The following is a 22596-nucleotide window of genomic DNA, read 5'->3' on the forward strand; positions in this document are numbered from 1 at the left end:
GACGCCATGCGATCCCTTCGACAGCAGTCGGCGCAGATCAGCCCGCCAGTCGTGGCGCTGTTGCTCTCTATCCTCCTGTTTCTGGCTGGCGGCCTGATCAACCCGAATTTTCTGAATATCAATCAGGCTGTGAATATCGTCCGCCTGGCTTCATTTCTGGGGATTATCGCTGCCGGGCAAACGCTGGTGATCATCAGCGGTGGTGAAGGTATCGATCTGTCAGCCGGGGCGGTGGTGACGCTGGGAGCCATCCTGACCTTCCGCCTGAGTAGTGGTCAGAATGACCTGATCCTGCCAGCGTTGCTGGTCGTGCTGGTAGTTGGTGCGGTGATCGGATTTTTGAACGGCCTGGGGATCATCGTGCTGCAGGTGCCGCCGCTGGTGATGACGCTGGGTATGACCGGCGTGGTGCAGGGCACGATCCTGGTGCTGACCCAGGGCGAACTGATCGGCAACATGCCACCGTTGCTGGGCCGCCTGATCGCTGAGCCGTTGATTCTGGGCATTCCCGGCGTGGTGATCCTGTGGGTACTGGTCGGGCTGGGCATGTGGCTGCTGCTGGAGCGCACGACTTACGGCAAGCAGTTATTCGCGATCGGCGTCAACCGCACGACGGCCCGGCTGTCCGGCGTGCGCGTGCCGTTCATTGTCATCATCACGTATACGCTCAGTGGCGTACTGGCGGCTTTTGGCGGGTTTGTGCTGCTGGGCTTTACCCAGACGGTCTTCCTTAACCTGGGTGGGCCGTACCAGTTTCCGGCGATTGCGGCGGTGGTGGTCGGCGGGACGGTGCTTTCCGGCGGCAAGGGTAGCTACTGGGGCACGATGTCCGGCGCGCTCGTCCTGACCCTGATCGAGAGTCTGCTGCGGGCGCTGCAGCTTCAGGAAGCCTACAAGCTGATAACGCTGGGGATCACCCTCGTGGTGCTGATCTCCATTTATGGCCGCCAGCGGAGCGTCCGACAGTGAGCGCAGTTTGCGTATCTGGGGAGGAGTAGAGTCTGATGCACAAGATCACGATGCTGGGCACCGGCCTGATCGGGATGTTTTACACGATGACCCTGCATGGCAGGCGCGGGCAGGACCGGGTGGCGGTGGTCTATTCCCGGACGGAAGAACGCGCCCGGCGGTTTGCCCAGGAATGGGGCATCCCGCGCTGGACAACCGACATGGCGGCGGCCATCCGCGACCCGGAGACTGATGTCGTGGTTATCGGGTTGCCCAACAACCTGCACGAGCAGGCTGTCCTGCTGGCGGCGGAAGCGGGCAAGGCGGTGCTCTGCACCAAGCCGCTTGGTCGCAACGCTGCCGAGGCCAAACGGATGCTGGACACGGTGGAGCGGGCGGGCGTCTTCCACGGTTATCTGGAAGATCTGGCCTATACGCCCAAGACGCTCAAGGCGCTCAAGTCGGTGAAGAGTGGCGCGCTGGGCAAAATCCTGTGGGCGCGCTCCCGCGAGGCGCATCCAGGCCCGCATAGCGACTGGTTCTGGGATAAAGAGCAATCTGGCGGCGGGGCGATTGTCGACCTGGGCTGCCATTGCATCGCCATCGCCCGTAACTTCATCGGCAAGGATGTCAAGCCGCTGGAAGTGATGTGCTGGGCCGATACGCAGGTGCATCCCATTGACGCCGAGGATAGCGCCGTCGGGCTGGTGCGCTATGCCAGCGGGGCGGTCGGCCAGTTTGAAGTTGCCTGGACGTTTCGCGGTGGGATGGACCTGCGCGACGAAGTCTCCGGTACCGAGGGCACGATCTGGCTCAATCACTGGCTGCGCACCGGCTTTGAGATGTTCACCGCTGTTGGCGAGCGCGGCTATGTGGCGGAGAAAGCCGAGGGCGATACTGGCTGGCTCTTCCCGGTTGGGGATGAGGTCGGCTCCCTGGGCTATAGCGACATGTTCGCCGACATGTTCGATTCGATGGACAGGGGCGTCGCCCCGATGGAGACCTTCTATGATGGCTACGTGATCAACGCCATCATGGATGCTGCCTATCGCTCCGTCCAGTCCCGCCAGTGGGAGCCGGTGATTCTGGAAGACTGGCGCGGAGCCGAGGAAGCAGAGGCGGGGGCTCGCCTGACCGATTACGACGAGGCGCATTTCCTGATCAAGCGGGAAGTGATGCCCGATGGCCAGGTCAAGCTGATCCTCAAGGAGAAGGCCAGCGGGCGCGTGGTGCAAAAGATCGTCAGCGCCTAAAGCGACGGGCGTCGGGGTCTGGCTCAGGAGGGGAGGAGGTCATGGAAAAGGTTCGTGTTGGCGTGATCGGCAGCGGGTTTATCGGCCACATTCACGTCGATGGCCTCAAGCGGGTGCCGGAGGCGGAGATCGTCGCTGTGGCGTCGCGCACGCCCGGCAAGGCCCGCCGCTTCGCCGATGAGCGGGGCATCCCGTATGCTTACGAGGACTACCGCCAGCTGCTGGCGCGGGATGACATCCAGGCGGTAACCGTTGGCGTGCCGAATTACCTGCACGAGGAAGTCGTGATCGCCGCGGCGGAAGCGGGCAAACATATCATGTGCGAGAAGCCGTTCACGACGACCATGCGTGCGGCCCGCAATATGCTGGCGGCGGTCAGGAACGCCGGGGTCAAGCTGGTCTACGGCGAGATGTTGTGCTTTGCGCCCAAGTATGTCCGCGCCAAGCGGCTGGTGGAGGAGGGCGCGCTGGGTAAGGTGTTCCTGGTCAAGCAGAGCGAGGAGCATGACGGCCCACACTCGCCCTGGTTCTGGGATGTCAATCTGTCGGGTGGCGGCGTGCTGCTGGACATGGGCTGCCACTCGATCGAGTTCGCCCGCTGGATCCTGGACCGGCCGCAGGTGCGCAGCGTTGGCGCCACGCTGGGCACGTTCGTGCACCGTGACCGCACGCAGGGCGAGGATCACGCGATCTGCATCATCGAATTCGAAAACGACGCCATCGCTATCGCCGAGAATAGCTGGGCCAAGACCGGCGGCATCGATGACCGTTGTGAGATCTACGGCTCCAAAGGCAACACGCGGGCTGACCTGATTCATGGCAACGCCCTGATCACCCACAGTAAAGTCGGCTACGGTTACGCCGTGGAAAAGGCTGATACCACCGTTGGCTGGACCTTCACCGGTTTTGAGGAAGAGTGGAACTATGGTTTCCCGCAGGAAATGCAGCACTTCATCAACGTGATCAAGGGCCGCGAGGAGCCGGTCGAGCGCGGCGAAGACGGCCTGGAGGTGCTGAAGATCATCCATGCAGCGTACCAGTCGGCGGGCGAGGGGCGTAAGATCACCTGGCCCTATGAGCCGCCTGACGTCCAGAAGCCGATTGACCTGTGGCTGAAGGCCTGACCAACCTGAGCGGATGATTATTCTGGCGGCCTGCCCGCAGCTAGAGGCAGGCCGCTCGCTTTGTGGTTTGTCGTCAGGCAGTCCTGTGCAGTACTGTCCACATCCCAGCCAGCATATCACTGTGCGGTTCAAAGCCATACTGGCGGTAAAACGGGATGGCGGTGGGCGTGGCGAACAGCCCCACGAAAGCATCACCCGGCGCGGCAGCACGGATGAACGCCAGCAGGCGCTCCAGCATCGCCCCGCCGACGCCCTGGCCCTGGTGTTCCGGGCGCACAGCGAAATCCTGAATGTAATAGAATTTGCCCCGGTCGCCGATCACCCGCGCCATGCCGATCGGCTGACCATCTCGCATGGCTACGACGCCATACAGGGTGTTAGCCAGGGCGGCAGCAGTTTCTTCCGGTGTATATGGCTGCCAGCCCACCGCCTCGAACAGGGCGTGGTGCTCCTGCGGGGTGGGGAGGCGCTCGATAAGCTCGTAGGTCATGGGCGTCGCTCTTTCCGGGATGTGTTTGACTGGTATGCCCGGGCAGAGATCCGAGCCTGCCGCCAGACGTCTCACGCCGATGCCAGCAGGCGCGGGCTGAACTGCCCGTGTCCGGCACCGGCGTGAGATGGAATGCAGGCTGATCCTGGCGGCAGCATCCGCTGTGGTCGTTTTACCCGGTGCTGCGCTCCGGCAGCGTGTCGTAAATCCCGGTGATCACCTTCTCAATATCGTCAATGTTGGTGTGCTTCGGGTCAGCTTCGCAGACCTTCTTGCCACGGCGCAGTACCACGATCCGGTCGACCACCTGGAAGACATGGTAGATGTTGTGGGTGATGAAGATGCACGACAGACCTCTATCCCGCGCGTTGTGGATGAAGCGCAGCACGCGGTGTGTTTCTTCCACCCCCAGGTTGTTGGTTGGCTCGTCCAGGATGATCAGCCGCGATTCAAAGAACATGGCGCGGGCGATGGAAATGGACTGGCGCTCCCCGCCGGAGAGAGAGGTAATCGGCGTGTCCGGGTTGATGTACTTGGTGATCCCCAGTTCGCTGAGCAGCTTACGGGTTTGCTCTTCCATAAAGCGCTTATCCATGCGTTGTAGCCATGTGGGGCCGGTTAGCGGTTCGCGGCCCAGGAACAGGTTGCGCGCGATGGAAAGCTGGGGCACAAGCGCCGAGTCCTGGTAGATCGTCTCAATGCCCAGTTGAATGGCGTCCCAGGTGTTCTTGATCTCCACCGGCTTGCCATCGAAGTAGATCTGCCCGGAAGTGGCTGGATGCGCGCCGGAGAGGATCTTGATCAGCGTGGATTTGCCTGCGCCGTTGTCGCCAACCAGGCCGACGATCTCCTGGTGTCCGACGGTGAAGGTGACGTCATTGAGCGCCTGTACGCTGCCGAAATTCTTGTAGATATGCTCCATGCGGACCAGTTCGGTAGTCGCCATGGCTTCACCTTCCATTCCCGGTGCGGCGTTCGAGACTCGAGTGTAACACCATCATGCCCAGGATGATCGCGCCGATGAAGATCTTGTAGGCCAGGCCGGGGACGCCGACCATGACGATACCGTTGCGCATCACGCGCAGGATTAGCACGCCAAGGACGGTGCCGATGATCGAACCGCGCCCGCCGGCCAGTGCTGTCCCGCCAATGACGACCATCGCGATGACCTCCAGCTCGTAGCCGTCGCCGCTGTTCGGGTTAGCCGCGGAGACGCGGATCGAGCTGGTAATGCCTGCATAGGCGGACATGATCGCCGAGAGGATGAACAGCATGATCTTGGTGCGGCCAACCTTGACGCCGCGGGCGATGGCCGCCATCGCATTGCCGCCGGAAGCCAGAATCCAGTTGCCGGCTTTGGAGTGTACCAGCACGTAGTGCAGGATAACCGTGAACAGGATGAACCAGGGCAAGGAGGCGTAGATACGCACATCGCCAATGTAGAACTCGCCAACCAGGATGGCCGACAGTACGGATTGTCCGGCGTTCCAGGTACGCTGCGGGAAGCCATCGGTGATGTACAGCGCCGAGCCACGCGCTACCAGCAGCATGCCCAGTGTGACCAGGAACGACGGGATGCGCAACCGGGTCACGAACCAGCCGTTCACAAAGCCGATAGCGACCGAAATCAACATGGCCAGCACAAAGCCAATTTCCAGGGAGGTGGCGCCGGTGTTGAAGAATGTCCACATGATGATCGCCGCAAAACCGAAGACCGAGCCGACCGAGAGGTCAAATTCGCCGGCGGTCATTAGCAGCGTCATGCCGAGGGCGATCATGCCCAGTTCCGGCGTGAAGGCCAGCAGGTTGCTGATGTTGGTGGACGACAGGAACGACGGAAAGATTGAAAAGAACGGATCGGACGCGGCGCGCCGGGAGGTGAGAAAACTGAACACCACAATCTCAATGATCAGCAGCACCAGCGGGCCGAATTCCGGTGCAGCAATCAGTTTCCTGACCGAAGGTGCGGTCATGGCCTTCTGCAGGCGTGAAGATGCTTCCATCGACTGCCTCGATATCTTGAATCCGACAGGCCGATAAAAGGGGATGAGACTGGCGCCGGAGCGCCAGTCTCATGCCGAACTGCGCGCCCTGACCCGTAAAGGGCGGGCCGCTTAACCAGATTCTACTGGCAACCCATCAGGGCGCCGTAGACGTCAGCCTTGTCCGGGCCGTACAGCGTGCCAACGATGATGTCCGTCGGCGGGATGCCGCTGGCCGCCATCATCGCCTGCGCCAGGGCCAGGTAGCTGGTGAGCTGCGGGTCCTGCCAGGTCGCGGCGAAGACATAACCTTCCTTGACCTCATTCACCGTGTCGCAGGAGTTGCCCCAGCCAACCACCGGGATGTCGCCAGGAGCGACGCCAACCTGGTCGAACACACGCTTGATGCTGCCGGTCACCAGGTCGCCCAGGCCGATGATCGCATCGATCTTATCGCGGTTGGCGGTCAGGTAATCCGACATGCGGGTGATGATCTCGGCCTGGTCCAGGGTGGCGTCGGTGATCTCATACTCAACGCCCAGCGGGCCAAACACGCTGTCGATGCCTTCGGTCTCGTTCACCTGGTAGGTCGCGCCGGGGACTTCGACGGGCATCCAGACGAAGCTGCCGGTCGTGACATAGCCGTTGTCGACCATGTACTTCGCCCAGTCCGCGCCGATGACGAAGTTGTCGCCGCCGACGTAAGCGTCACGGCCACTGGTCTTGTCCTCGGTGTTCATGATGATGACCGGGATGCCAGCTGCATGCGCTTCGGCGATCACTTCGGTCAGGCTGCCGGGGTCAGGTGTGCTGGTGACGATGCCCGTCGCGCCAGCAGCAATAGCCGCGCGAACGGCTTCCTGCTGCGAGGGTACATCGCCAGCATGGAAGGACGTGCGGACTTCGAAGCCGGTGTCCTCGGCGAATTGCTGCGCCCCGCCCAGGAAGAACACCCAGACCGGGTCAGCAGGATCACCATGCGAAATCCAGTAGAACACTTTCGGGGGGGTCTGCGCCGCCACAGGCAGCGCGCTCAGGACGAAAATAGCGATCAGTAGCAATGCAGCGAATTTCTTGAACATAGCTTCTCCTCTTTTCAAACACATGCCGATAGTTCCTGACGCTCTCTACAGCTCCGGCCCCTGATGGCCGGACTGGAGCGCACGTGCATGGATGTGTTTCTGGTTTGCTTTACCCTCCTTTCTATCTGAGCCTGGAGTCTCTACCTTGATTGATTATAGCACTACGTGATTTCTGCGCTGTGGTGGGGGGGGAATCTCCCGCCATGCGCAGTGACCTGCCTGGCGACCCAGCAAGGAAAAGGCACGTTATGCCGCGGATACAGTGTCCAATCCGGGTGGCTGGTGAATGGTACTGTCGGGCTGCCGCAGGAAATCGATGTTCTTTGTTCGCACATTTGCAGCATAGTACGTTCTGCCGACGATTGTCAAGATTACCGGAATGCACACGTCAGGCTCTTAACAGCAGCACTTTTGGCGGGCAACCGGGCGCGTAGTACAATACATTTATCCGCGGCGCCACAGGATCAGGTCATATGGAGCCGCCACAGTGATGGAGGGGGAGGCATCATGACGGCGCTGTACGCCAGCATCGACCTGGGCGGCACCAAGATCGCCGGGGCGCTGGCCGGAACAAACGGCCAGATCGTGGCCGAGAAAACCATCCCGACTGAATCGCAACAGGGGCCGGAAGCGGTGGTGCAGCGTATAGCCGGCCTGATCTGCGACCTGGCCGCGCAGGCCGGGCAATCTCCGGTGGCGCTGGGCATCGGCGTCCCGGGACTGATTGATCTGAGCAGCGGTACGACCCGCTTTTTGCCCAACTTTCCCACTAACTGGCGTGATGTTCCCGTGCGCGACTGGCTGGTCCCCCAGATCAATTGCCCGGTTTATTTGCTCAACGACGCCCGCATGGCTGCCCTGGGCGAGCTTACCTACGGGTGCGGGCGTTCGGTTGGCACAATGATCTTCTTCACACTGGGGACAGGCATCGGCGGCGGCGTGGTGGTGGATGGCCGGCTGCGGCTGGGGCGGCTTGGCGCAGCAGGGGAACTGGGCCATCATACCATCCTGCCGGATGGCCCGCGCTGTGGCTGTGGCAACCGGGGCTGCCTGGAGACGCTGGCCAGCGGTCCGGCCATTGTGGGCAAAGGGGTCTGGCTGATGCAGGCCGGGCGCGCACCGCGCCTGCATGCGCTCGTCGAAGGCAACCCGGCGCGGGTGACCCCGCGGGAGATGGCCCTGGCCGCCGAAGCCGGCGATGAGGCTGTGCGCGAGGAATTGATCCGGGCGGCGCAGTACATTGGTATTGGTGTGGCCAACGTGGTGGTGACCCTGCACCCGGAGATGGTGGTGCTGGGCGGCAACGTGGCCGGGATCGGGGCACTGCTCTTTGACACGGTGCGCCAGACTGTCCGGGAGCGTGTGGGCATGTTCCCGACCGATGATGTGGCGATCGTCGAATCCGCGCTGGGCAATCGGGCCGGGCTGCTCGGCGGGATCGCTCTGGCCGCGGCTCAGGGCATGGTGGGGTGAAGGAGGGAAGAGGGGAATGGACTACACCTATCACGAGCTGGCCAAGATGATCGACCACTCGTTGCTCAATCCGACGCTGACGGTGGCCGACCTGGAAGCGGGCATCCAGCTTGCCCTGGCCTATGATGTGGCCAGCGTTTGCATTATGCCCTACTACCTCAGACGCTGCGCCGACCTGCTGCGCGGCAGCACCGTCAGGGCCAGCACGACGATTGGCTTTCCGCACGGTGGCCATACGACCGCGATCAAGGTCGCCGAAGCCGAACAGGCGCTGGCTGATGGCGGTGAGGAACTGGACATGGTGGTCAATATCAGCCAGGTGCTGAGCGGGGCCTGGGACGCGGTGGCCCGCGACATCGAGGCGGTGACCGCCGTCACCCATGCCGCCGGGCAGAAGATCAAGGTGATCTTTGAAAATTGTTACCTGAACGATGACCAGAAGATCATGCTCTGCCAGATTTGCGGCGAGATCGGTGTTGACTGGGTCAAGACCTCGACTGGCTACGGTAGCGGCGGAGCGACCGATGCCGACCTGCGACTGATGCGCCAGCATACCCCGCCGCAGGTGCAGATCAAGGCGGCAGGCGGCGTGCGTACGCTGGACCGCCTGCTGGAAGTCCGTGCGCTGGGCGTCTCCCGCTGCGGTGCGACGCGCACTGCCGCCATCCTGGACGAGGCCAGACAACGCCTGGCGGGCTAGCCGCGCCAGTTCTGCGTGACCTTCCTTTTGGGTTGAAAGGAGAGTGCAACAATGGGGCGAACAATTACCCTGTTCACAGGCCAGTGGGCCGATTTGCCTCTGGAAACGCTGGCCCGCAAAGCCGCTGAATGGGGCTACCAGGGGTTGGAACTGGCCTGCTCCGGCGATCACTTTGAGGTGGAAAAGGCGCTTGCCAGCGACTCCTATGTGCGGGAAAAGCGCGCCCTTCTGGAACGGTACGGACTGCAGTGCTTCGCCATCAGCAACCACCTGGTCGGGCAGGCCGTTTGCGATCCGATTGATGAACGCTACCGGAGCATTCTCCCGGCTTACGTGTGGGGCGACGGCGATCCGGAAGGAGTACACCAGCGGGCGGCGGAGGAGATGAAGCGGACGGCACAGGCAGCGCGGCTGTTCGGCGTGGAAACTGTCACCGGCTTCACCGGCAGCAGCGTGTGGAGCAAGCTGTACTTCTTCCCGCCTACTTCCCAGGCAGAAATTGACGCCGGTTATCGCGATTTCGCCGCGCGGTGGCTGCCGATCCTGGACGCCTTCCAGCAGAACGGCGTCCGCTTTGCGCTGGAGGTTCACCCGACCGAGATCGCCTATGACATCGTGACGATGCAACGGGCGCTGGATGCCGTCAACCACCACCCGGCTTTCGGCGTGAACTTCGACCCCAGCCATCTGGTTCACCAGTTTGTTGATCCGGTTGCTTTCCTGGAGACCTTCGCTGAGCGAATCTTCCATGTCCACGTTAAGGACGTCAAGCGCAATCTCAACGGGCGGACAAGTATCCTTGGCTCGCACCTGAGCTTTGGCGACGCCCGGCGCGGCTGGGACTTCGTCTCGCCGGGGCATGGCGACGTGCCTTTTGAGGCCATCGTCCGTACCCTTAACCGGATCGGTTATCGCGGGCCGCTCTCCGTCGAATGGGAGGACAGCGGCATGAACCGTGAGTTTGGCGCCCAGGAGGCATTCCACTTCGTCAAGAAGCTGGACTTTGAACCGTCGGATATCGCCTTTGACGCGGCGTTTGCCAAACATTAGCAGGGGAGGGGGTAGGGATGGACGATCTGCGGGCAGCAGTGATCGGGCTGGGCTTCATGGGGGGCACCCACATTGAGGCGCTGCGCCGGTTAGGGGTTGAGGTCGTGGGATGCCTGGGTGTGACCCCGGAAGAGACGGAGGCAGGCGTCCACAAATACGGGCTGGACGCTGCGTATGCGAACCTGGCCGAACTGGTAAGCGACCCGGATATTGATGTGGTGCATGTCTGCACGCCGAATTACCTGCACTACGGGATGGTCAGGGCGGCGCTGCAGGGCGGCAAACATGTCATTTGCGAAAAGCCGCTGACCGTCACCAGCGCCGAATCCGCTGAACTGGTGCGCCTTGCGCAGGAAGTCGGGCGGGTTGGCGCGGTGAATTACAACATCCGCTTTTATCCCCTCTGCCACGAGGCCCGCAACCGTGTCCGGGCAGGCGAACTGGGTGAGGTGCGGCTGATTCACGGCCACTACCTGCAGGACTGGCTGCTGTATAAAACTGACTGGAACTGGCGGCTGGAAACTGATCAGGGCGGGGCCATGCGCGCTGTCACGGACATCGGCACGCACTGGTTTGACCTGGTGACCTGGATCACCGGCCTCAAGATCACGGCAGTGATGGCCGACCTGGCGACGATCGTCCCCACCCGCCTGAAGCCGACCCAGGAAGTGGATACCTTCGCCAACAAGCTGGAGACAGCCCAGGAGGCTGTCGAAGTGCCGATCGCTACGGAGGATTACGCTTCGATCCTGCTGGAGTTCAGCAATGGCGCGCGCGGTGTGTTGACGGTGTCGCAGGTCAGCGCCGGGCACAAGAACCAGCTGCAATGGGAGATCAACGGCTCGCAGGCGTCGCTGGCCTGGCAGCAGGAGAATCCCAACGAATTGTGGATCGGGCGGCGCGACGGGCCAAACGGCATCGTAGCCAAGGACCCCTCGCTGCTGGGGGCGGAGGCGCGGAAGGTGGCCGGCTATCCCGGCGGCCACGCGGAAGGGTACCCGGACACGTTCAAGCAGCTGTTCAGGGCGGTTTACGACTACATCGCGGCGGGGGACTACAGCGCACCCGCGCCATTCCCTACCTTTGCTGATGGGCACGCCGAGATCGCTCTGTGTGACGCGATCCAGCGTAGCGCGCAGGAGCGCCGCTGGGTGGCAGTGGCGTAGAGCGGCCCGCAGAACAGCCGTGCAGACGAAAGAGCGCCCAGCAATGGGCGCTCTTCTGCTTCTGGTTGGGCAGGAGGTTAGACGGTGCCGGTCAACTCGCGGCGGATGATGCGTGTGCCTTCAACCATCGCCTTGAGCTTGGCGCGGGCCGCCCAGCGGGCCGTCTGGCTGAAGCCGCAGTCCGGGGTGATGGTCAGCTTCTCCGGGGGGACGACCTCCAGCGCGCGGCGGATACGCTCGGCAACATCCTCTGGCGTCTCAACGTAGTAGTTTTTGACGTCTACCAGCCCGGCAGCCAGTGTTTTGTCGCTGGGGAATTCCCGCCACAGGTTGATCTCGGCCAGTTCGCGATTGGCGAACTCCAGGGCCAGCTCGTCGGCGTGAACCTCAAGAATGTGAGGGAATAGGGGTCGGTAAGTGCGTTTGGCGACCGGGCGCCCCACGTAATTGCCAAAGCACAGGTGCAACCCGATCCGTGCCTCCACTCCGGCGACCGTCTGATTGAACAGGCGGACAAATTCCGCCGGGGAGCCAGCCTGCGCGTGTACAGCATACGATGGTTCGTCGAGCTGGATGAAGGTGACGCCAGCCTGCACCAGCGCACGCAATTCGCGGTTGATAATCTCAGCCAGCGCATAAGCGACATCGACACGGTCGTGATAGATTGCGCCCGGCTTGATCCGCCCGGCCAGGGTGAACGGGCCGGGGCATGGCATTTTGATCGGGTGGGTCGTGCGGGTCCGCACGTAGGCGAATTCCTCAAGCAGTCCCAGCCCCTCCGGCGCGGCGATCGGCTCAACAGCCTCATAGCTCTCCCGCTGGTCGTGGCCGACAACGCCGACCTTGCGGCGGGGAGGCAATTCCCGCAGGCCGGTCATATGCCCGTAAAACTCGGCGGTGAAGAAGCCCACCCGGCGCATCTCGCCGTCGGTGATGATGTCCACGCCGGCGTCTTCCTGGTCGCGGACGGCCATGTCCACGGCGTCATCCTGGGTTTCGCGCAGGTCGTCCGGGCCGTATTCGCCGCGCCGGGCCGCATCCAGAGCGGTGTGCAGCCAGGCTGGCCAGGCATAGGAGCCGATGACGCTGGTGGGGAGGATCGGGGTAGTCATGGTCTGCTCCTTTGGTAGGCTTTGTGCCGGGGTGAAGTCCGGTATAATCAGGCAACCAGTGTAGCATAAGCGGAGAAAACACGATGATTCAGCCCAGGCAGGCTGGCGCAGCGTTGCTGCAGGATATCAATACAACCCGGCCCGGACCCGGCGAGGTGGCCATCTGGTGGCTGGGGCAGAGCGGCTACGCAGTCAGGACGGCGTCGGCGCTGGTGTACTTTGACCTGTACCTGTCGGAGCATCTGACGGCCAAGTATGCCGGGACGGAAAAGCCGCACATCCGGATGACCGAGGCTCCTCTGCGCGGGCGCGAGATCACCAACGCAACGTGGGTCTTCGCCAGCCACAAACACTCCGATCATCTCGATCCCGGCACGCTGCCCGATCTGTTTGTTGCCTCGCCAGAAGCCAGGCTGGTGCTCCCGGCGGCGGTGGTGGACCATGCGGTGGCGCTGGGGCTGGCCCGCGAGCGACTGATCCCTACACGTGGGGACGAGACGCTGCAGATCGGGCCGCTGACCGTCCACAGCATCCCGGCGGCGCACCCCGGCCTGGATTACGATCCGGCGGGTGGCTACCCCTGCCTGGGCTATGTGGTGGAGATGGACGGGCTGCGGCTGTATCACAGTGGCGACACGCTGGTCTATGATGGCCTGGCGGAGCGTCTGCGGCGCTTTGAACCGGACATTGCTTTCCTGCCGGTCAATGGCACCACTGAGCGCCTGCTGGCGTTGCAGGTGCCGCCTAATATGAACGCAGCGGAGGCAGTGGCGCTGGCGCAGGCTGTCAGGCCACGGCTGGTCATCCCCGGCCACTACGACATGTTCACATTCAACACCGTTGATGTCAGCGAGTTCACGCGCCGCGCAGATGCAGCCGGCGTACCCTACGCCGTGCTGCAATGCGGGGAGCGTTTCCTGTGGCGGCGGCCGTAGCAGGCGGCTGAACGGACAATCTGTCGCTACGCCATTGGCTCCGCAGAGGCAGCGCATCGCTGGAGAGTGAGGCCCGGTGCGGCGCGGGCTGACGTCGCCGCCGGGGTTGCATATTCCTGGTTTCCCCTGTACTTCCTGTTTTTCGGGTGGATTGAGCGGAAAATTCTGGGCCAGGGTGATTGACAGGCATGATGTAATCGATTACACTGATCATGATGAACTAGATTTTGGCTGGAAAAAGGCACACCCCACATGACAACGGTCAAGGATGTGGCGGTCCTGGCGGGCGTTTCCACCGCTACCGTGTCGCGGGTGCTCAATGGCCACCCGAACGTTTCCCCGGAGACGCGGGCCAGAGTTGCCAGGGCAGTGGAGCAACTGGGTTACCGGCCTAACCGGGTAGCCCGCAACCTGCGCGTCCAGACCAGCCAGACTATCGCCGTGATCATCCCCGACATTCAGAACAACTTCTTTGTCTCCGTTGTCCGCGGGATCGAGGACGTGGCGATCGTCCGCGACCACATCCTCCTGCTGGGCAATACCGACGATTCGCTCTCCCGTGAAGCGCGGTATATCGATGTGTTGCTGGCCGAGGGTGTGGCCGGGATCATCATCTGCGCCTCTGATGGGGAGCGCAGTTGTGTCGCCGTGCGCCGGGCGGTCGAGCAGGGGGTGCCGGTCGTGGCGCTGGATCGCCAGTTGCACGGGCTGGACGTGGACACAGTGCTGACCGACAACGTGGGCGCCAGCCGCACAGCGACCGACTACCTGATTGCGAACGGGCATATCCGCATCGGGCTGATCGCCGGCCCGGATTACCTGACGCCGGGCCGGGAGCGACGCGAGGGGTACGAACAGGCGCTGGCCGCACATGGGCTGCCCGTGGACCCGGCGCTGGTGAAGGTCACGGATTTCCGGCCCAGCCAGGCCCGCGAAGCGGCCCGGACGTTGCTGGATGCGCCGGAGCCGCCGACGGCCATGCTGGTTTGCAGCGGGCTGATGGCCGTTGAGGCGATGCGCGAGCTGGCCGCGCGCCACTTGGACCCACAGCAGGACATTGCCCTGGTGGCCTTTGATGATACGGTTTTGAACCGCTGCCTGTGCCCGCCCATCCCGCTGATCACGCAATCCACCTATGAACTGGGCCAGGCGGCGGCGCAGTTGCTTTTTGCCCGCATGCATGATCCGCAGCAGCCCACCCGTACGCTGCGGCTGCCGACCAGCCTGCTGCTGCCGGAGAGCGTGTCTGCAGTCGGTCATACCCCGGCTGCAGGCCGTTAGCCTTCAGGATAGGGAGGAAAGCGGCTGCAATACGCTTGCTTTCTTCGCGGCCGGTTATTCCCGCTACAGGTCTGGAATCGTTCAGGTCAGAAAGGAGGAGTACGCCCTACTTTCGCCGAAAAAGAAGCTGAATCTGATGCCCGTTGATGTCTGTCAGATCACTTACGGAGGAGAGCAAGATGAAGCGGTACTGGCGTCTGATCACCGTCGCTCTGCTGGTAGCCCTTCTGGCTACGGCGCTGCCGTCGGCTGTGGCCCAGGATGTGCTGAAGTTCTGGACCTTTGAATACGCTGAAGATGTCGATCCGTTCTTTGAAGAATACATTGCCGAGTGGAATGCTACCCATGAGCTGCAGGTGGAGCGCCAGGAGTTCCCCTGGGCGCAGTACACCGGCGAAATCCTGACGACTGGCATCGCCACCGGAGAGGCTCCGGATGTCTTCTTCATCAGCCCTGGCGACTGGCGGCGCTATGCGGAAAGCGGCCTGGCACTGCCGCTGGAAGACTACATGCCGCAGTACCTGTTGGACGACCTGCTGCCGGCGTCGGTGGAAGCGGTGACGCTCAACGGCCACATTTACTCGGTACCGTTTGAGATGGAGCCAGTGGCGCTGTGGTACAACAAGGCTATGCTGGCGGAAGCCGGTCTGGAAGTGCCCAAGACCTGGGACGAGCTGGTGGCCGCCGCCAAACAACTGACCACGCCGGAGCGCTACGGCATCCTGATCCCCACCAACCCCGACTACTATGAGAACTTTGTGTTCTATCCGTTCCTGTGGATGGCTGGCGGCGAGGTTGTGAATGAGGACTTCACGGCGGCCGCCGTCAATACGCCGGAAGCCGCCCGCGCCCTGGACCTGTGGGGCACGCTGATTCGCGAAGGCTATGCCGCGCCGACCAGCACTGGCAGCGACCCCGTCGACGAGCGCTTCCCGACTGGCCAGGCGGCCATGTTCGTTTCCGGCTACTGGGTCTACGGCTGGATCACAGCCAACTATCCGGACTTTGTAGCCGATCTGGGTGTGGCGCCGATCCCCGCGCCTGACGAGGGCGACGAGCTGAAGACGGTCTACGGTGGCTGGACGGTGATGGTCTATGCCGGTACGCAGCATCCGGCGGAAGCTGCCGAGTTCGCCATCAACATGTTCGGCGCGGAGGATAACTCGCGCGCGGCGGCCTGGGGCATCCAGTACAACACCAAGCTGTCGCCGCGCCAGTCGGTGGTGGCCGATAATGCCGAGTTCTATGAGAACTTCCCGCACAATGTCTTCGCCAACGAGATCTTCCCCACTGCGCGGCCAGAGCCTTCCTACCCGCCGGAGATCGCCCAGTCTGTCTGGGAGGCGCTGCAGGACGTGATGTTCAACAACGTCAGCCCTGAAGACGCCGTCGCCGCCTGGGCGGAGAAGATCGACGCCTACCTGGCGACCCGCTAGCACACTCACGTTCCGGGGTTGCCGGGCGCCGGGCCGGTGCCCGGCAACCTGCTTGATCGGTCGGAAGGAAGGCAGATATGGCGACAACCGAGCCGACGACGATTGAAGCGCCCGTCAGGGGTGGGGTGCGTGGCTGGCTGGGCCGCCTGAGTGGGATGGATCGCGACCGGCTGGAGCAGGCGGTGGTTGGCTATGCCTTCGTGCTGCCCGACCTGATCGGCCTGCTGGTCTTCATCGTCGGGCCGATGTTCATGGCACTGATCATCAGCCTGAGCGACTGGAAGCTGGTCGGCGAGCCGCAGTTCGTCGGGCTGCGCAACTACGAAATGATCTTTAAGGACCCCAAATTCGGCGCTTCGCTGGGACGGACTATCCTTTACACGATCAGCTTTGTGCCCGCCGTCTACACCCTGAGCCTGGGCATGGCCGTATTGCTCACCCGACGCTCCCGGAGCAACAACTTCTTCCGCACGGTGTACTTCATGCCGGTGGCCATGTCGCTGGTGGTGGCCGGTGTGATCTGGCGCTTCATGTTCGATCCGGGCAACGGCCTGATCAATGAGCTGCTGGCCGCGGTAGGGCTGCCTACTTCGCAGTGGATCGGGAGCGTCCAGAGCGCCATGCTCTCCGTGATCATCGTCTCCGTATGGAAGAGCGCGGGCTACTTTATGATCATCTTGCTGGCGGGCATCCAGGATATCCCCGGTGACTACATTGAAGCAGCCCAGATTGATGGCGCTAACCGCCGCCAGGTGTTCTGGCACATCATCCTGCCACTGCTGAAGCCGACCAGCTTCTTTGTGCTGGTGATCCTGACGATCAACGCCCTGCAGGCCTTTGACCAGATTTACGTCATGACCCGCGGTGGCCCGGCCTATGCCACCTACACCCTGCTGATGTACACCTACGAGAAGGCCTTCCGGGAGTGGAACTTTGGATATGCGGCGGCTATGTCGGTGGCGTTGTTCGCCATGATCTTTGTGCTGACGCTCATTCAGGTGCGCTACTTCCGTTCCGGTGAGATCAAGGCCTAGAGGAGGATCGCCATGCACAAGACTCCCCGCCAGATTCTGGGTATCAGTGTCTGGTACCTCATCGCGATTGTGCTGGCTGTCGCGTTTGCCGGGCCGTTTGTGTGGATGTTATCCAGCTCCTTGAAGCCCGCCGACGAGATTTTTGCCAACCCGCCTATCCTGATCTCGCCGAACTTCTCCATGAAGAACTTCGAGGAAGTCTTCCGTCAGGCGCCGTTTGAACGCTACATGTTCAACTCCTTCGTGGTGGCGTCGACGGTGACGGTGGTGGCCCTGATCCTGCACGCTATGGCCGGTTATGCCCTGGCCCGGCTGGAGTTTCCGGGGCGGCGGTTGATCTTCATCGGGATCATCAGCACCCTTATGATCCCTTTTTATACCATCCTGATTCCCCTGGCTTTGCTGGTCAAGCAGCTGGGCTGGCTAAACACCTACTGGGCGCTGATCATCCCGGCGATCCCGCACGCTTTTGGCATTTTCTGGTTGCGCCAGTTCTTCCTGGGCATCCCCCAGGACCTGGAAGACGCAGCCCGCATTGATGGCGCGTCACGGGTTGGTGTCTTCTATCATGTGGCGCTGCCCCTGGCCCGCCCGGTGATGGCGGCGCTGGCAGTCTTCTTCTTCCTGGCTAACTGGGATTCGTTCCTGTGGCCGCTGGTGGCCGCTAACCGGGCCGACATGCGCATGGTGCAGGTGGGCATTCAGTCCTTCACCGGCGAGCATGGGAATGCCTGGGAGCAGATCATGGCTGCGTCTGTGATCGCCATCATCCCCACGCTGTTGCTGTTCTTCAGCCTGCAGCGGTTTATTGTGGAAAGTGTCAAGATGACGGGCCTGAAAGGATAAGCGATGCGTTTGCGTGTGATCCTGTACCTCGCTGTTCTGGCTCTGGCCAGCGAATCGGCGGCGCTGGCCCAGGAGGGTACCGCCCTGCGTGCGATCACCGACGTTGAGTTTGTTGCCTGGGTGACCGGCCCGGAATCGCCCAGCCAGACCGACGTTCGCTACGATGTTGACGGCACCGACCTGGGCAGCATGTTCGCCCTGGGCGATACGCTGTATATCGCCTTTGGCGATACTTTCGGTTGCTGCCGTCCTGCAGGGGGCGGAGCCGGAGGAGAAAACTGGCGCTCTAACGTCCTGGCCTATACGACCGACACCGAACTGGAAGACGGCATCACGTTTGATGGCATGATCACGGATGACAATGGTCGGGCGCGGGCGGTGCTGCGTCGCTGGCGCGACGATGTGACCATCATCCCCACCTATGGCATCGCCATTGGGGATCGGCTGGCGCTGCACTATATGGCGGTCAAGGAGTGGGGGCCGCCGGGCGAATGGACGCTCAACCGCTCCGGCTGGGCCTATTCGGACGATGGCGGGCAAACCTGGGAGCAGCCCTTTGACGCCATCTGGGAGGGAGATACCAACTTCGGCCAGGCAGCCCTGGTGCTGCAGGAGGACTATCTGTACGTGTTTGGCATTCACGGCGGGCGGTTTGGCGGTGTGGCGCTGGCCCGCGTGCCCGCCGAGTCCTTCCTGAAGATGGATGCTTACCGCTACTGGGATGGCACGACCTGGGTGGAGGGGCATGAAAACGCCATTGTGATCGCTTCTGCCCCGGTGGGCGAGCTGTCAGTGGCCTGGAACGCTTACCTCCAGCGCTGGATCATGACCTACCTGGATGAAGTGCGCCGGGCGATCGTCCTGCGCGAGGCCCCTGAATTGACCGGCCCCTGGAGCAAGCCCATGATCGTGGTCTCGGCGGATGATTATCCTTCCCTGTATGGCGCTTACCTGCATCCCTGGGCCAGCGATGGGGAAGTCATCTACTTCAACATGTCGCAGTGGGGGCCGTACAACGTCAGGTTGATGCGCGCCCGGCTCGTTGCCAGCGACTGAGGCAGGCCGGGCTTTTTCAGGAGGAAAGCATGGCTGTGTTCAAAGGAAGCCCGCTGGGCGAACTGGCTCGAATCCGCAATGTGCGCACCCGGCGCGTTTCCAGCTGGGATCGTACGGGCGGTAATGACGATCGCCTGCATATCGCGCCGGGGCAGACCGTGACCCTGGCGGATATCCAGGGTGCAGGTTGCATCAACCATATCTGGTGCACCATCGATTGCCAGCAGGAGCATTACCTGCGCCGGATCGTGCTGCGCATGCGCTGGGACAATGAGCCGGGGTATTCGGTTGAAGTGCCGATCGGGGACTTCTTTGGTGTGGGCCATGCCCTGACCACCAACTACGTTTCGCTGCCGCTGCAGATGAGTCCGGCGGATGGCAAGGCGTTTAACTGTTTCTTCCCCATGCCGTTTGCAGAGCGTGCCCTGATCGAGGTGGAGAACGAGTGCGATGTCGAGGTGCTGTTTTACTACTACATCGACTACGAGATCCATCCTGCCATCGACTCCGATCTGGGGCGCTTCCATGCCCAGTGGCGACGCCAGAATCCCTGCGACGGTATTCCAGACGCCGATATGACGAATCCGGAGTGGTCTTTTGGCGGCGTGAACCTGGACGGTCGCGGCAACTACGTGATTCTGGAGGCGCAGGGGCAAGGCCACTATGTGGGCTGCAACCTCAGCATCCATAACCTGCGCCGGGGTGAGGGTATGGACTGGCCGGAAGGCGTCCCCTGGCCGCTACGGATGGAAGACTTCCGTGTCCACGGTGACAAGATTCTCAAGTGCTTCAACTGGTATGGCGAAGGCGACGACATGATCTTCATCGATGGTGAGGTCTGGCCGCCGAGCCTGCATGGCACCGGCACAGAGGACTATTTCAACACTGCCTGGTGCCCGGCGGTTGAGTACAGTGCACCGTATCATGGCATCACCCTGGCCGGGGACGAAAACTGGTCGGGCAAGATCTCGCTGTACCGTTTCCACATCGAGGATCCGATCTGCTTTCAGCAGTCGATCCGGGTGACGATCGAACACGGCCACGCCAATCGCCGCTCGGACGATTACGCCAGCACGGCGTACTGGTACCAGCACGAACCGCACTTGCCATTCCCGCCGCTGCTGCCGGTCGCCCGGCGCCTGCCGCGCCCGGACTAGCGCCTGCCGGGGATCGCGCTAACCCGCTGGTGCGATCCCCTTTGTTTTGCCCAGCCGGTAGTTCTCAGCCTGCCATCGTGGTGCAAGCACAGGCATGACTGTATCGCTGCGATGGCGTCTTTCCGCCGCTAGTCCAGCTCGATCATGACCTTCATCGTGCGGCCAGCAGCCTCTTCAATGCGCCGGTAGGCGTCAGTGTAACGATCAAAGGGGAAGCGATCGCTGATCAGCGCTTCCAGTTGTAGCTTGCCACTGCTGGCCAGGGCGATGGCCGTCTCGTAGTCCTGGCGCTGGTACATTAACGTACCAACCAGGCTCAACTCGCGATCCTGCACCAGGCCGAGATCAACACGCGGCTTCTGCCCGAACACGCCAACCACGACAATGGTCGTGCCCTTACGGGCGCAGGCAATGGCCTGAGTGATCGTGTCTTCCACACCGACGCACTCCAGCATGAGATCGGCCCGGTCCGGCCCAAAGTTGCGGCGGATAGCTGCCTCCAGCGCTTCTTCCGCAGTGTTGATCACGTAATCCAGGCCGCAGCGCCGGGCCAACTCTAGCTTGTAGTCGCTGATGTCGGTGATCATGACGGCCTGTGCGCCGGAGGCGCGGGCAACCTGAGCGGTCAGGTTGCCGATGGTGCCAGCCCCCAGCACGATCACTTTCTTGCCCGCTGCCCCGCCGCCGCGCCGGATGGCGTGCGCGGCAACCGAGATCGGCTCGATCATGGCTCCCTGATCCAGGGTCAGGCTGTCCGGTAGCTTAAGGACTTTGTCCGCGTCCAGTGGAAAGTAGTCCTGTGCGGCCCCATTCGTCTGAAAGCCCATCACCTTCAGCGATTCACAGATGTGTTCCATCCCGTGGCGGCAGGGGTAGCACTGCCCGCAGGTGACCTGTGGCATGAAGGTAACGTGATCCCCGACGGCGAAGCCGGTTACCGCGCGGCCCACCTCAGCGATCTCGCCGGAGACTTCATGACCCTGGACGACGGGGTAGCCGGTATAGGGGTGTTTGCCGTGCCAGACGTGGATATCGGAGCCGCAGACTCCGATGCGTCGGGTTCGCAGGAGGATCTGGTGATCCTGGATGGCCGGGCGGGGGACATCATGAATGACGATCTGGCCCGGTGCGGTCATAACTGCCTGTTTCATCTCAAGCCCCTTTCATACGCACGAGCAATACGAAAGCCTGGATGATGACCATTGTACTCCAGGGTACGGGGGAAGTCTTTTGCGCCGGCGCGCAGCCACAACCGCGGCATATTGCCGGACTACAAGGCTGGCGGGGGGCATCTGGTTAGGGACTGTAGTCGGACTCTCAGGCGGATTTGGTCTAAAGGAATTATAAAGAATTTCTAAAATTTTTATAAAAGTCAATTTGTGAAGAAATTATAAAACTATCATGAAATTATTCTAAAAAATAACCTTACTATATTGAACTAGTTCTCTGCATTTTTTATTCTGGTGGTAGCGACAACACCATCACTACTTTATCAGTATTTCCTTATCAGTGTTAAGGAGTGCATTTATGAACAAGCGAATTCGTATAGCTCTACTAGGGAGCTTGCTGCTGATCCTGGCGGTTTCGGTTGGCATGCTCGTGGCGGCTACAGAAGTCCGCATGAGCGATGATTTCGACCCGGCGATTGACAACACGCAGTGGTCATCGCTGGTCAATGCGTCACGGGTAGACAACTGCGGCTCGCTGGCGATGTATAGCGGCGGCGCGCTGCGCTTGACCGGAGACAACGCTGTGGCGGCAACGAATAACCTGGATGTTTCCGGGGGTGGGTCGATCAGCTTCGTGTTGCACCGGGGCCATCGCGGCAGTAGCTGCACTCAGGCTGTCAGTACGCTTTCCCTCCAGTACAGCACGAACGACGGCGCCAGCTGGACAACCATCAGTACCTATGCCGCCAATAACAGTGTCTATGGCGCCTGGACCCCGGTTACAGTGTCCATCCCTGCCGGGGCGCAAACCGCTTCCACCCGCTTCCGTTTCACCGATAATCGCGGCTGGCTGATCGACAATGTGGTTATTACCGCTACCGTTCTCAATCCTGACCAGGACGGTGACGGGGTACCTGATGCGAGCGACAATTGCCCGGCAGTCGCCAACCCCAGCCAGGTGAACACCGATGGTGATGCACTGGGCGACGCCTGCGATCCTGATGATGACAATGATGGTGTGCTGGATGGGGTGGATAACTGCCCACTGGTGGCTAACCCGACGCAGACCGATACCGACGGCGACGGGATCGGCGATGCCTGTGATAGTCTGACCGATAGCGATGGCGATGGCGTGGCTGACAGCGCGGACAATTGCCCGCTGGTGGCCAACCCGGCGCAGACCGATACCGACGGCGACGGGATCGGCGATGCCTGCGATCCTCTGACCGACAGTGATGGCGACGGCGTGGCTGACAGCGCGGACAATTGCCCGCTGGTGGCCAACCCGGCGCAGACCGATAC

21 protein-coding genes are annotated in these 22596 nt (G+C 62.0%); 15 read left to right on the top strand and 6 right to left on the bottom strand.

What is annotated here, in order from left to right:
• The first annotated feature begins 6 nt into the window (after window positions 1-6).
• Genes HPY64_14525 through HPY64_14535 form a run of 3 tightly spaced genes read left to right on the top strand, consistent with a single transcriptional unit; the run spans window position 7 to window position 3325 of the window.
• Window positions 7-969 carry an ABC transporter permease gene (locus HPY64_14525; GenBank protein ID NPV68354.1) on the top strand — a complete coding sequence of 321 codons (963 nt, stop codon included), beginning with the start codon at window positions 7-9 and terminating at the stop codon, window positions 967-969.
• A 50-nt stretch (window positions 970-1019) separates the two neighbouring features.
• Window positions 1020-2201 carry a Gfo/Idh/MocA family oxidoreductase gene (locus tag HPY64_14530; GenBank protein NPV68355.1) on the top strand — a complete coding sequence of 394 codons (1182 nt, stop codon included), beginning with the start codon at window positions 1020-1022 and terminating at the stop codon, window positions 2199-2201.
• A gap of 41 nt (window positions 2202-2242) precedes the next feature.
• Window positions 2243-3325, top strand: a complete 1083-nt coding sequence (locus HPY64_14535; protein NPV68356.1) for a Gfo/Idh/MocA family oxidoreductase — start codon at window positions 2243-2245, stop codon at window positions 3323-3325.
• Between the two features lie 73 nt (window positions 3326-3398).
• Here HPY64_14535 and HPY64_14540 read toward each other — a convergent pair whose 3' ends face one another.
• The 4 genes from HPY64_14540 to HPY64_14555 all read right to left on the bottom strand — a co-directional run bounded on the left by HPY64_14540 (window position 3399) and on the right by HPY64_14555 (window position 6879).
• Complete coding sequence (locus tag HPY64_14540) at window positions 3399-3815, bottom strand: GNAT family N-acetyltransferase (GenBank protein ID NPV68357.1); 417 nt, start codon at window positions 3813-3815, stop codon at window positions 3399-3401.
• A gap of 172 nt (window positions 3816-3987) precedes the next feature.
• A complete protein-coding gene (locus HPY64_14545) occupies window positions 3988-4761 on the bottom strand; it encodes a sugar ABC transporter ATP-binding protein (protein NPV68358.1) in 774 nt (257 codons plus the stop codon).
• A gap of 4 nt (window positions 4762-4765) precedes the next feature.
• Window positions 4766-5788: an ABC transporter permease gene (locus tag HPY64_14550; protein ID NPV68359.1), complete on the bottom strand. Its 1023-nt coding sequence runs from the start codon at window positions 5786-5788 to the stop codon at window positions 4766-4768.
• A 152-nt stretch (window positions 5789-5940) separates the two neighbouring features.
• The gene (locus tag HPY64_14555; GenBank protein ID NPV68360.1) at window positions 5941-6879 is read right to left on the bottom strand and encodes a substrate-binding domain-containing protein; all 939 of its coding nucleotides are present in this window, start codon (window positions 6877-6879) and stop codon (window positions 5941-5943) included.
• Between the two features lie 507 nt (window positions 6880-7386).
• Here HPY64_14555 and HPY64_14560 point away from each other — a divergent pair.
• From HPY64_14560 to HPY64_14575, 4 genes are read left to right on the top strand one after another with little or no spacing between them, the layout of a single operon-like run.
• Window positions 7387-8352, top strand: coding sequence for an ROK family protein (locus HPY64_14560; protein ID NPV68361.1), 966 nt, complete (start codon window positions 7387-7389; stop codon window positions 8350-8352).
• A gap of 16 nt (window positions 8353-8368) precedes the next feature.
• The gene (gene deoC, locus HPY64_14565) at window positions 8369-9052 is read left to right on the top strand and encodes a deoxyribose-phosphate aldolase (protein NPV68362.1); all 684 of its coding nucleotides are present in this window, start codon (window positions 8369-8371) and stop codon (window positions 9050-9052) included.
• Window positions 9053-9103: 51 nt separating this feature from the next.
• Entirely contained in the window at window positions 9104-10102 is a 999-nt protein-coding gene (locus HPY64_14570) for a sugar phosphate isomerase/epimerase (GenBank protein NPV68363.1), read from the top strand.
• A gap of 17 nt (window positions 10103-10119) precedes the next feature.
• Entirely contained in the window at window positions 10120-11268 is a 1149-nt protein-coding gene (locus HPY64_14575) for a Gfo/Idh/MocA family oxidoreductase (protein NPV68364.1), read from the top strand.
• A 77-nt stretch (window positions 11269-11345) separates the two neighbouring features.
• Here HPY64_14575 and HPY64_14580 read toward each other — a convergent pair whose 3' ends face one another.
• Window positions 11346-12380 (bottom strand): methionine synthase, encoded by a 1035-nt coding sequence (locus HPY64_14580; protein ID NPV68365.1) that lies wholly within the window; start codon window positions 12378-12380, stop codon window positions 11346-11348.
• An 83-nt stretch (window positions 12381-12463) separates the two neighbouring features.
• Here HPY64_14580 and HPY64_14585 point away from each other — a divergent pair, with 83 nt between their 5' ends.
• The 7 genes from HPY64_14585 to HPY64_14615 all read left to right on the top strand — a co-directional run bounded on the left by HPY64_14585 (window position 12464) and on the right by HPY64_14615 (window position 20125).
• The gene (locus HPY64_14585; protein NPV68366.1) at window positions 12464-13315 is read left to right on the top strand and encodes an MBL fold metallo-hydrolase; all 852 of its coding nucleotides are present in this window, start codon (window positions 12464-12466) and stop codon (window positions 13313-13315) included.
• 252 nt (window positions 13316-13567) lie between these two features.
• On the top strand, window positions 13568-14596 hold the full coding sequence (locus HPY64_14590) for a LacI family DNA-binding transcriptional regulator (protein ID NPV68367.1): 1029 nt from the start codon (window positions 13568-13570) through the stop codon (window positions 14594-14596).
• A 179-nt stretch (window positions 14597-14775) separates the two neighbouring features.
• A complete protein-coding gene (locus HPY64_14595; GenBank protein ID NPV68368.1) occupies window positions 14776-16032 on the top strand; it encodes a sugar ABC transporter substrate-binding protein in 1257 nt (418 codons plus the stop codon).
• A 77-nt stretch (window positions 16033-16109) separates the two neighbouring features.
• A complete protein-coding gene (locus HPY64_14600) occupies window positions 16110-17066 on the top strand; it encodes a sugar ABC transporter permease (protein ID NPV68369.1) in 957 nt (318 codons plus the stop codon).
• Between the two features lie 12 nt (window positions 17067-17078).
• A complete protein-coding gene (locus HPY64_14605) occupies window positions 17079-17912 on the top strand; it encodes a carbohydrate ABC transporter permease (protein NPV68370.1) in 834 nt (277 codons plus the stop codon).
• Window positions 17913-17915: 3 nt separating this feature from the next.
• Window positions 17916-18968, top strand: a complete 1053-nt coding sequence (locus HPY64_14610; GenBank protein ID NPV68371.1) for a DUF4185 domain-containing protein — start codon at window positions 17916-17918, stop codon at window positions 18966-18968.
• 29 nt (window positions 18969-18997) lie between these two features.
• Window positions 18998-20125, top strand: a complete 1128-nt coding sequence (locus HPY64_14615; protein ID NPV68372.1) for a DUF2961 domain-containing protein — start codon at window positions 18998-19000, stop codon at window positions 20123-20125.
• Between the two features lie 128 nt (window positions 20126-20253).
• Here HPY64_14615 and HPY64_14620 read toward each other — a convergent pair whose 3' ends face one another.
• Window positions 20254-21276 (bottom strand): alcohol dehydrogenase catalytic domain-containing protein, encoded by a 1023-nt coding sequence (locus HPY64_14620; protein NPV68373.1) that lies wholly within the window; start codon window positions 21274-21276, stop codon window positions 20254-20256.
• Window positions 21277-21652: 376 nt separating this feature from the next.
• On the opposite strand from HPY64_14620, the gene HPY64_14625 reads away from it, so the two are divergent.
• A partial coding sequence (locus HPY64_14625) for a hypothetical protein (protein NPV68374.1) occupies window positions 21653-22596 on the top strand: 944 nt, incomplete at its 3' end.

It is taken from the genome of Anaerolineae bacterium, assembly GCA_013178165.1.
In the GTDB taxonomy this organism is placed as follows: Bacteria; Chloroflexota; Anaerolineae; order Aggregatilineales; family Ch27; genus Ch27.

Bases quoted from the DNA above. Each gene is read 5' to 3' on its own strand.
- HPY64_14555 (NPV68360.1), bottom strand. From the start codon at position 6,879: ATGTTCAAGAAATTCGCTGCATTGCTACTGATCGCTATTTTCGTCCTG.
- HPY64_14615 (NPV68372.1), top strand. From the start codon at position 18,998: ATGGCTGTGTTCAAAGGAAGCCCGCTGGGCGAACTGGCTCGAATCCGC.
- HPY64_14530 (NPV68355.1), top strand. From the start codon at position 1,020: ATGCTGGGCACCGGCCTGATCGGGATGTTTTACACGATGACCCTGCAT.
- deoC (NPV68362.1), top strand. From the start codon at position 8,369: ATGGACTACACCTATCACGAGCTGGCCAAGATGATCGACCACTCGTTG.
- HPY64_14525 (NPV68354.1), top strand. From the start codon at position 7: ATGCGATCCCTTCGACAGCAGTCGGCGCAGATCAGCCCGCCAGTCGTG.
- HPY64_14540 (NPV68357.1), bottom strand. From the start codon at position 3,815: ATGACCTACGAGCTTATCGAGCGCCTCCCCACCCCGCAGGAGCACCAC.
- HPY64_14605 (NPV68370.1), top strand. From the start codon at position 17,079: ATGCACAAGACTCCCCGCCAGATTCTGGGTATCAGTGTCTGGTACCTC.
- HPY64_14595 (NPV68368.1), top strand. From the start codon at position 14,776: ATGAAGCGGTACTGGCGTCTGATCACCGTCGCTCTGCTGGTAGCCCTT.
- HPY64_14590 (NPV68367.1), top strand. From the start codon at position 13,568: ATGACAACGGTCAAGGATGTGGCGGTCCTGGCGGGCGTTTCCACCGCT.
- HPY64_14560 (NPV68361.1), top strand. From the start codon at position 7,387: ATGACGGCGCTGTACGCCAGCATCGACCTGGGCGGCACCAAGATCGCC.
- HPY64_14535 (NPV68356.1), top strand. From the start codon at position 2,243: ATGGAAAAGGTTCGTGTTGGCGTGATCGGCAGCGGGTTTATCGGCCAC.
- HPY64_14570 (NPV68363.1), top strand. From the start codon at position 9,104: ATGGGGCGAACAATTACCCTGTTCACAGGCCAGTGGGCCGATTTGCCT.
- HPY64_14580 (NPV68365.1), bottom strand. From the start codon at position 12,380: ATGACTACCCCGATCCTCCCCACCAGCGTCATCGGCTCCTATGCCTGG.
- HPY64_14585 (NPV68366.1), top strand. From the start codon at position 12,464: ATGATTCAGCCCAGGCAGGCTGGCGCAGCGTTGCTGCAGGATATCAAT.
- HPY64_14620 (NPV68373.1), bottom strand. From the start codon at position 21,276: ATGAAACAGGCAGTTATGACCGCACCGGGCCAGATCGTCATTCATGAT.
- HPY64_14545 (NPV68358.1), bottom strand. From the start codon at position 4,761: ATGGCGACTACCGAACTGGTCCGCATGGAGCATATCTACAAGAATTTC.
- HPY64_14610 (NPV68371.1), top strand. From the start codon at position 17,916: ATGCGTTTGCGTGTGATCCTGTACCTCGCTGTTCTGGCTCTGGCCAGC.
- HPY64_14550 (NPV68359.1), bottom strand. From the start codon at position 5,788: ATGACCGCACCTTCGGTCAGGAAACTGATTGCTGCACCGGAATTCGGC.
- HPY64_14600 (NPV68369.1), top strand. From the start codon at position 16,110: ATGGCGACAACCGAGCCGACGACGATTGAAGCGCCCGTCAGGGGTGGG.
- HPY64_14575 (NPV68364.1), top strand. From the start codon at position 10,120: ATGGACGATCTGCGGGCAGCAGTGATCGGGCTGGGCTTCATGGGGGGC.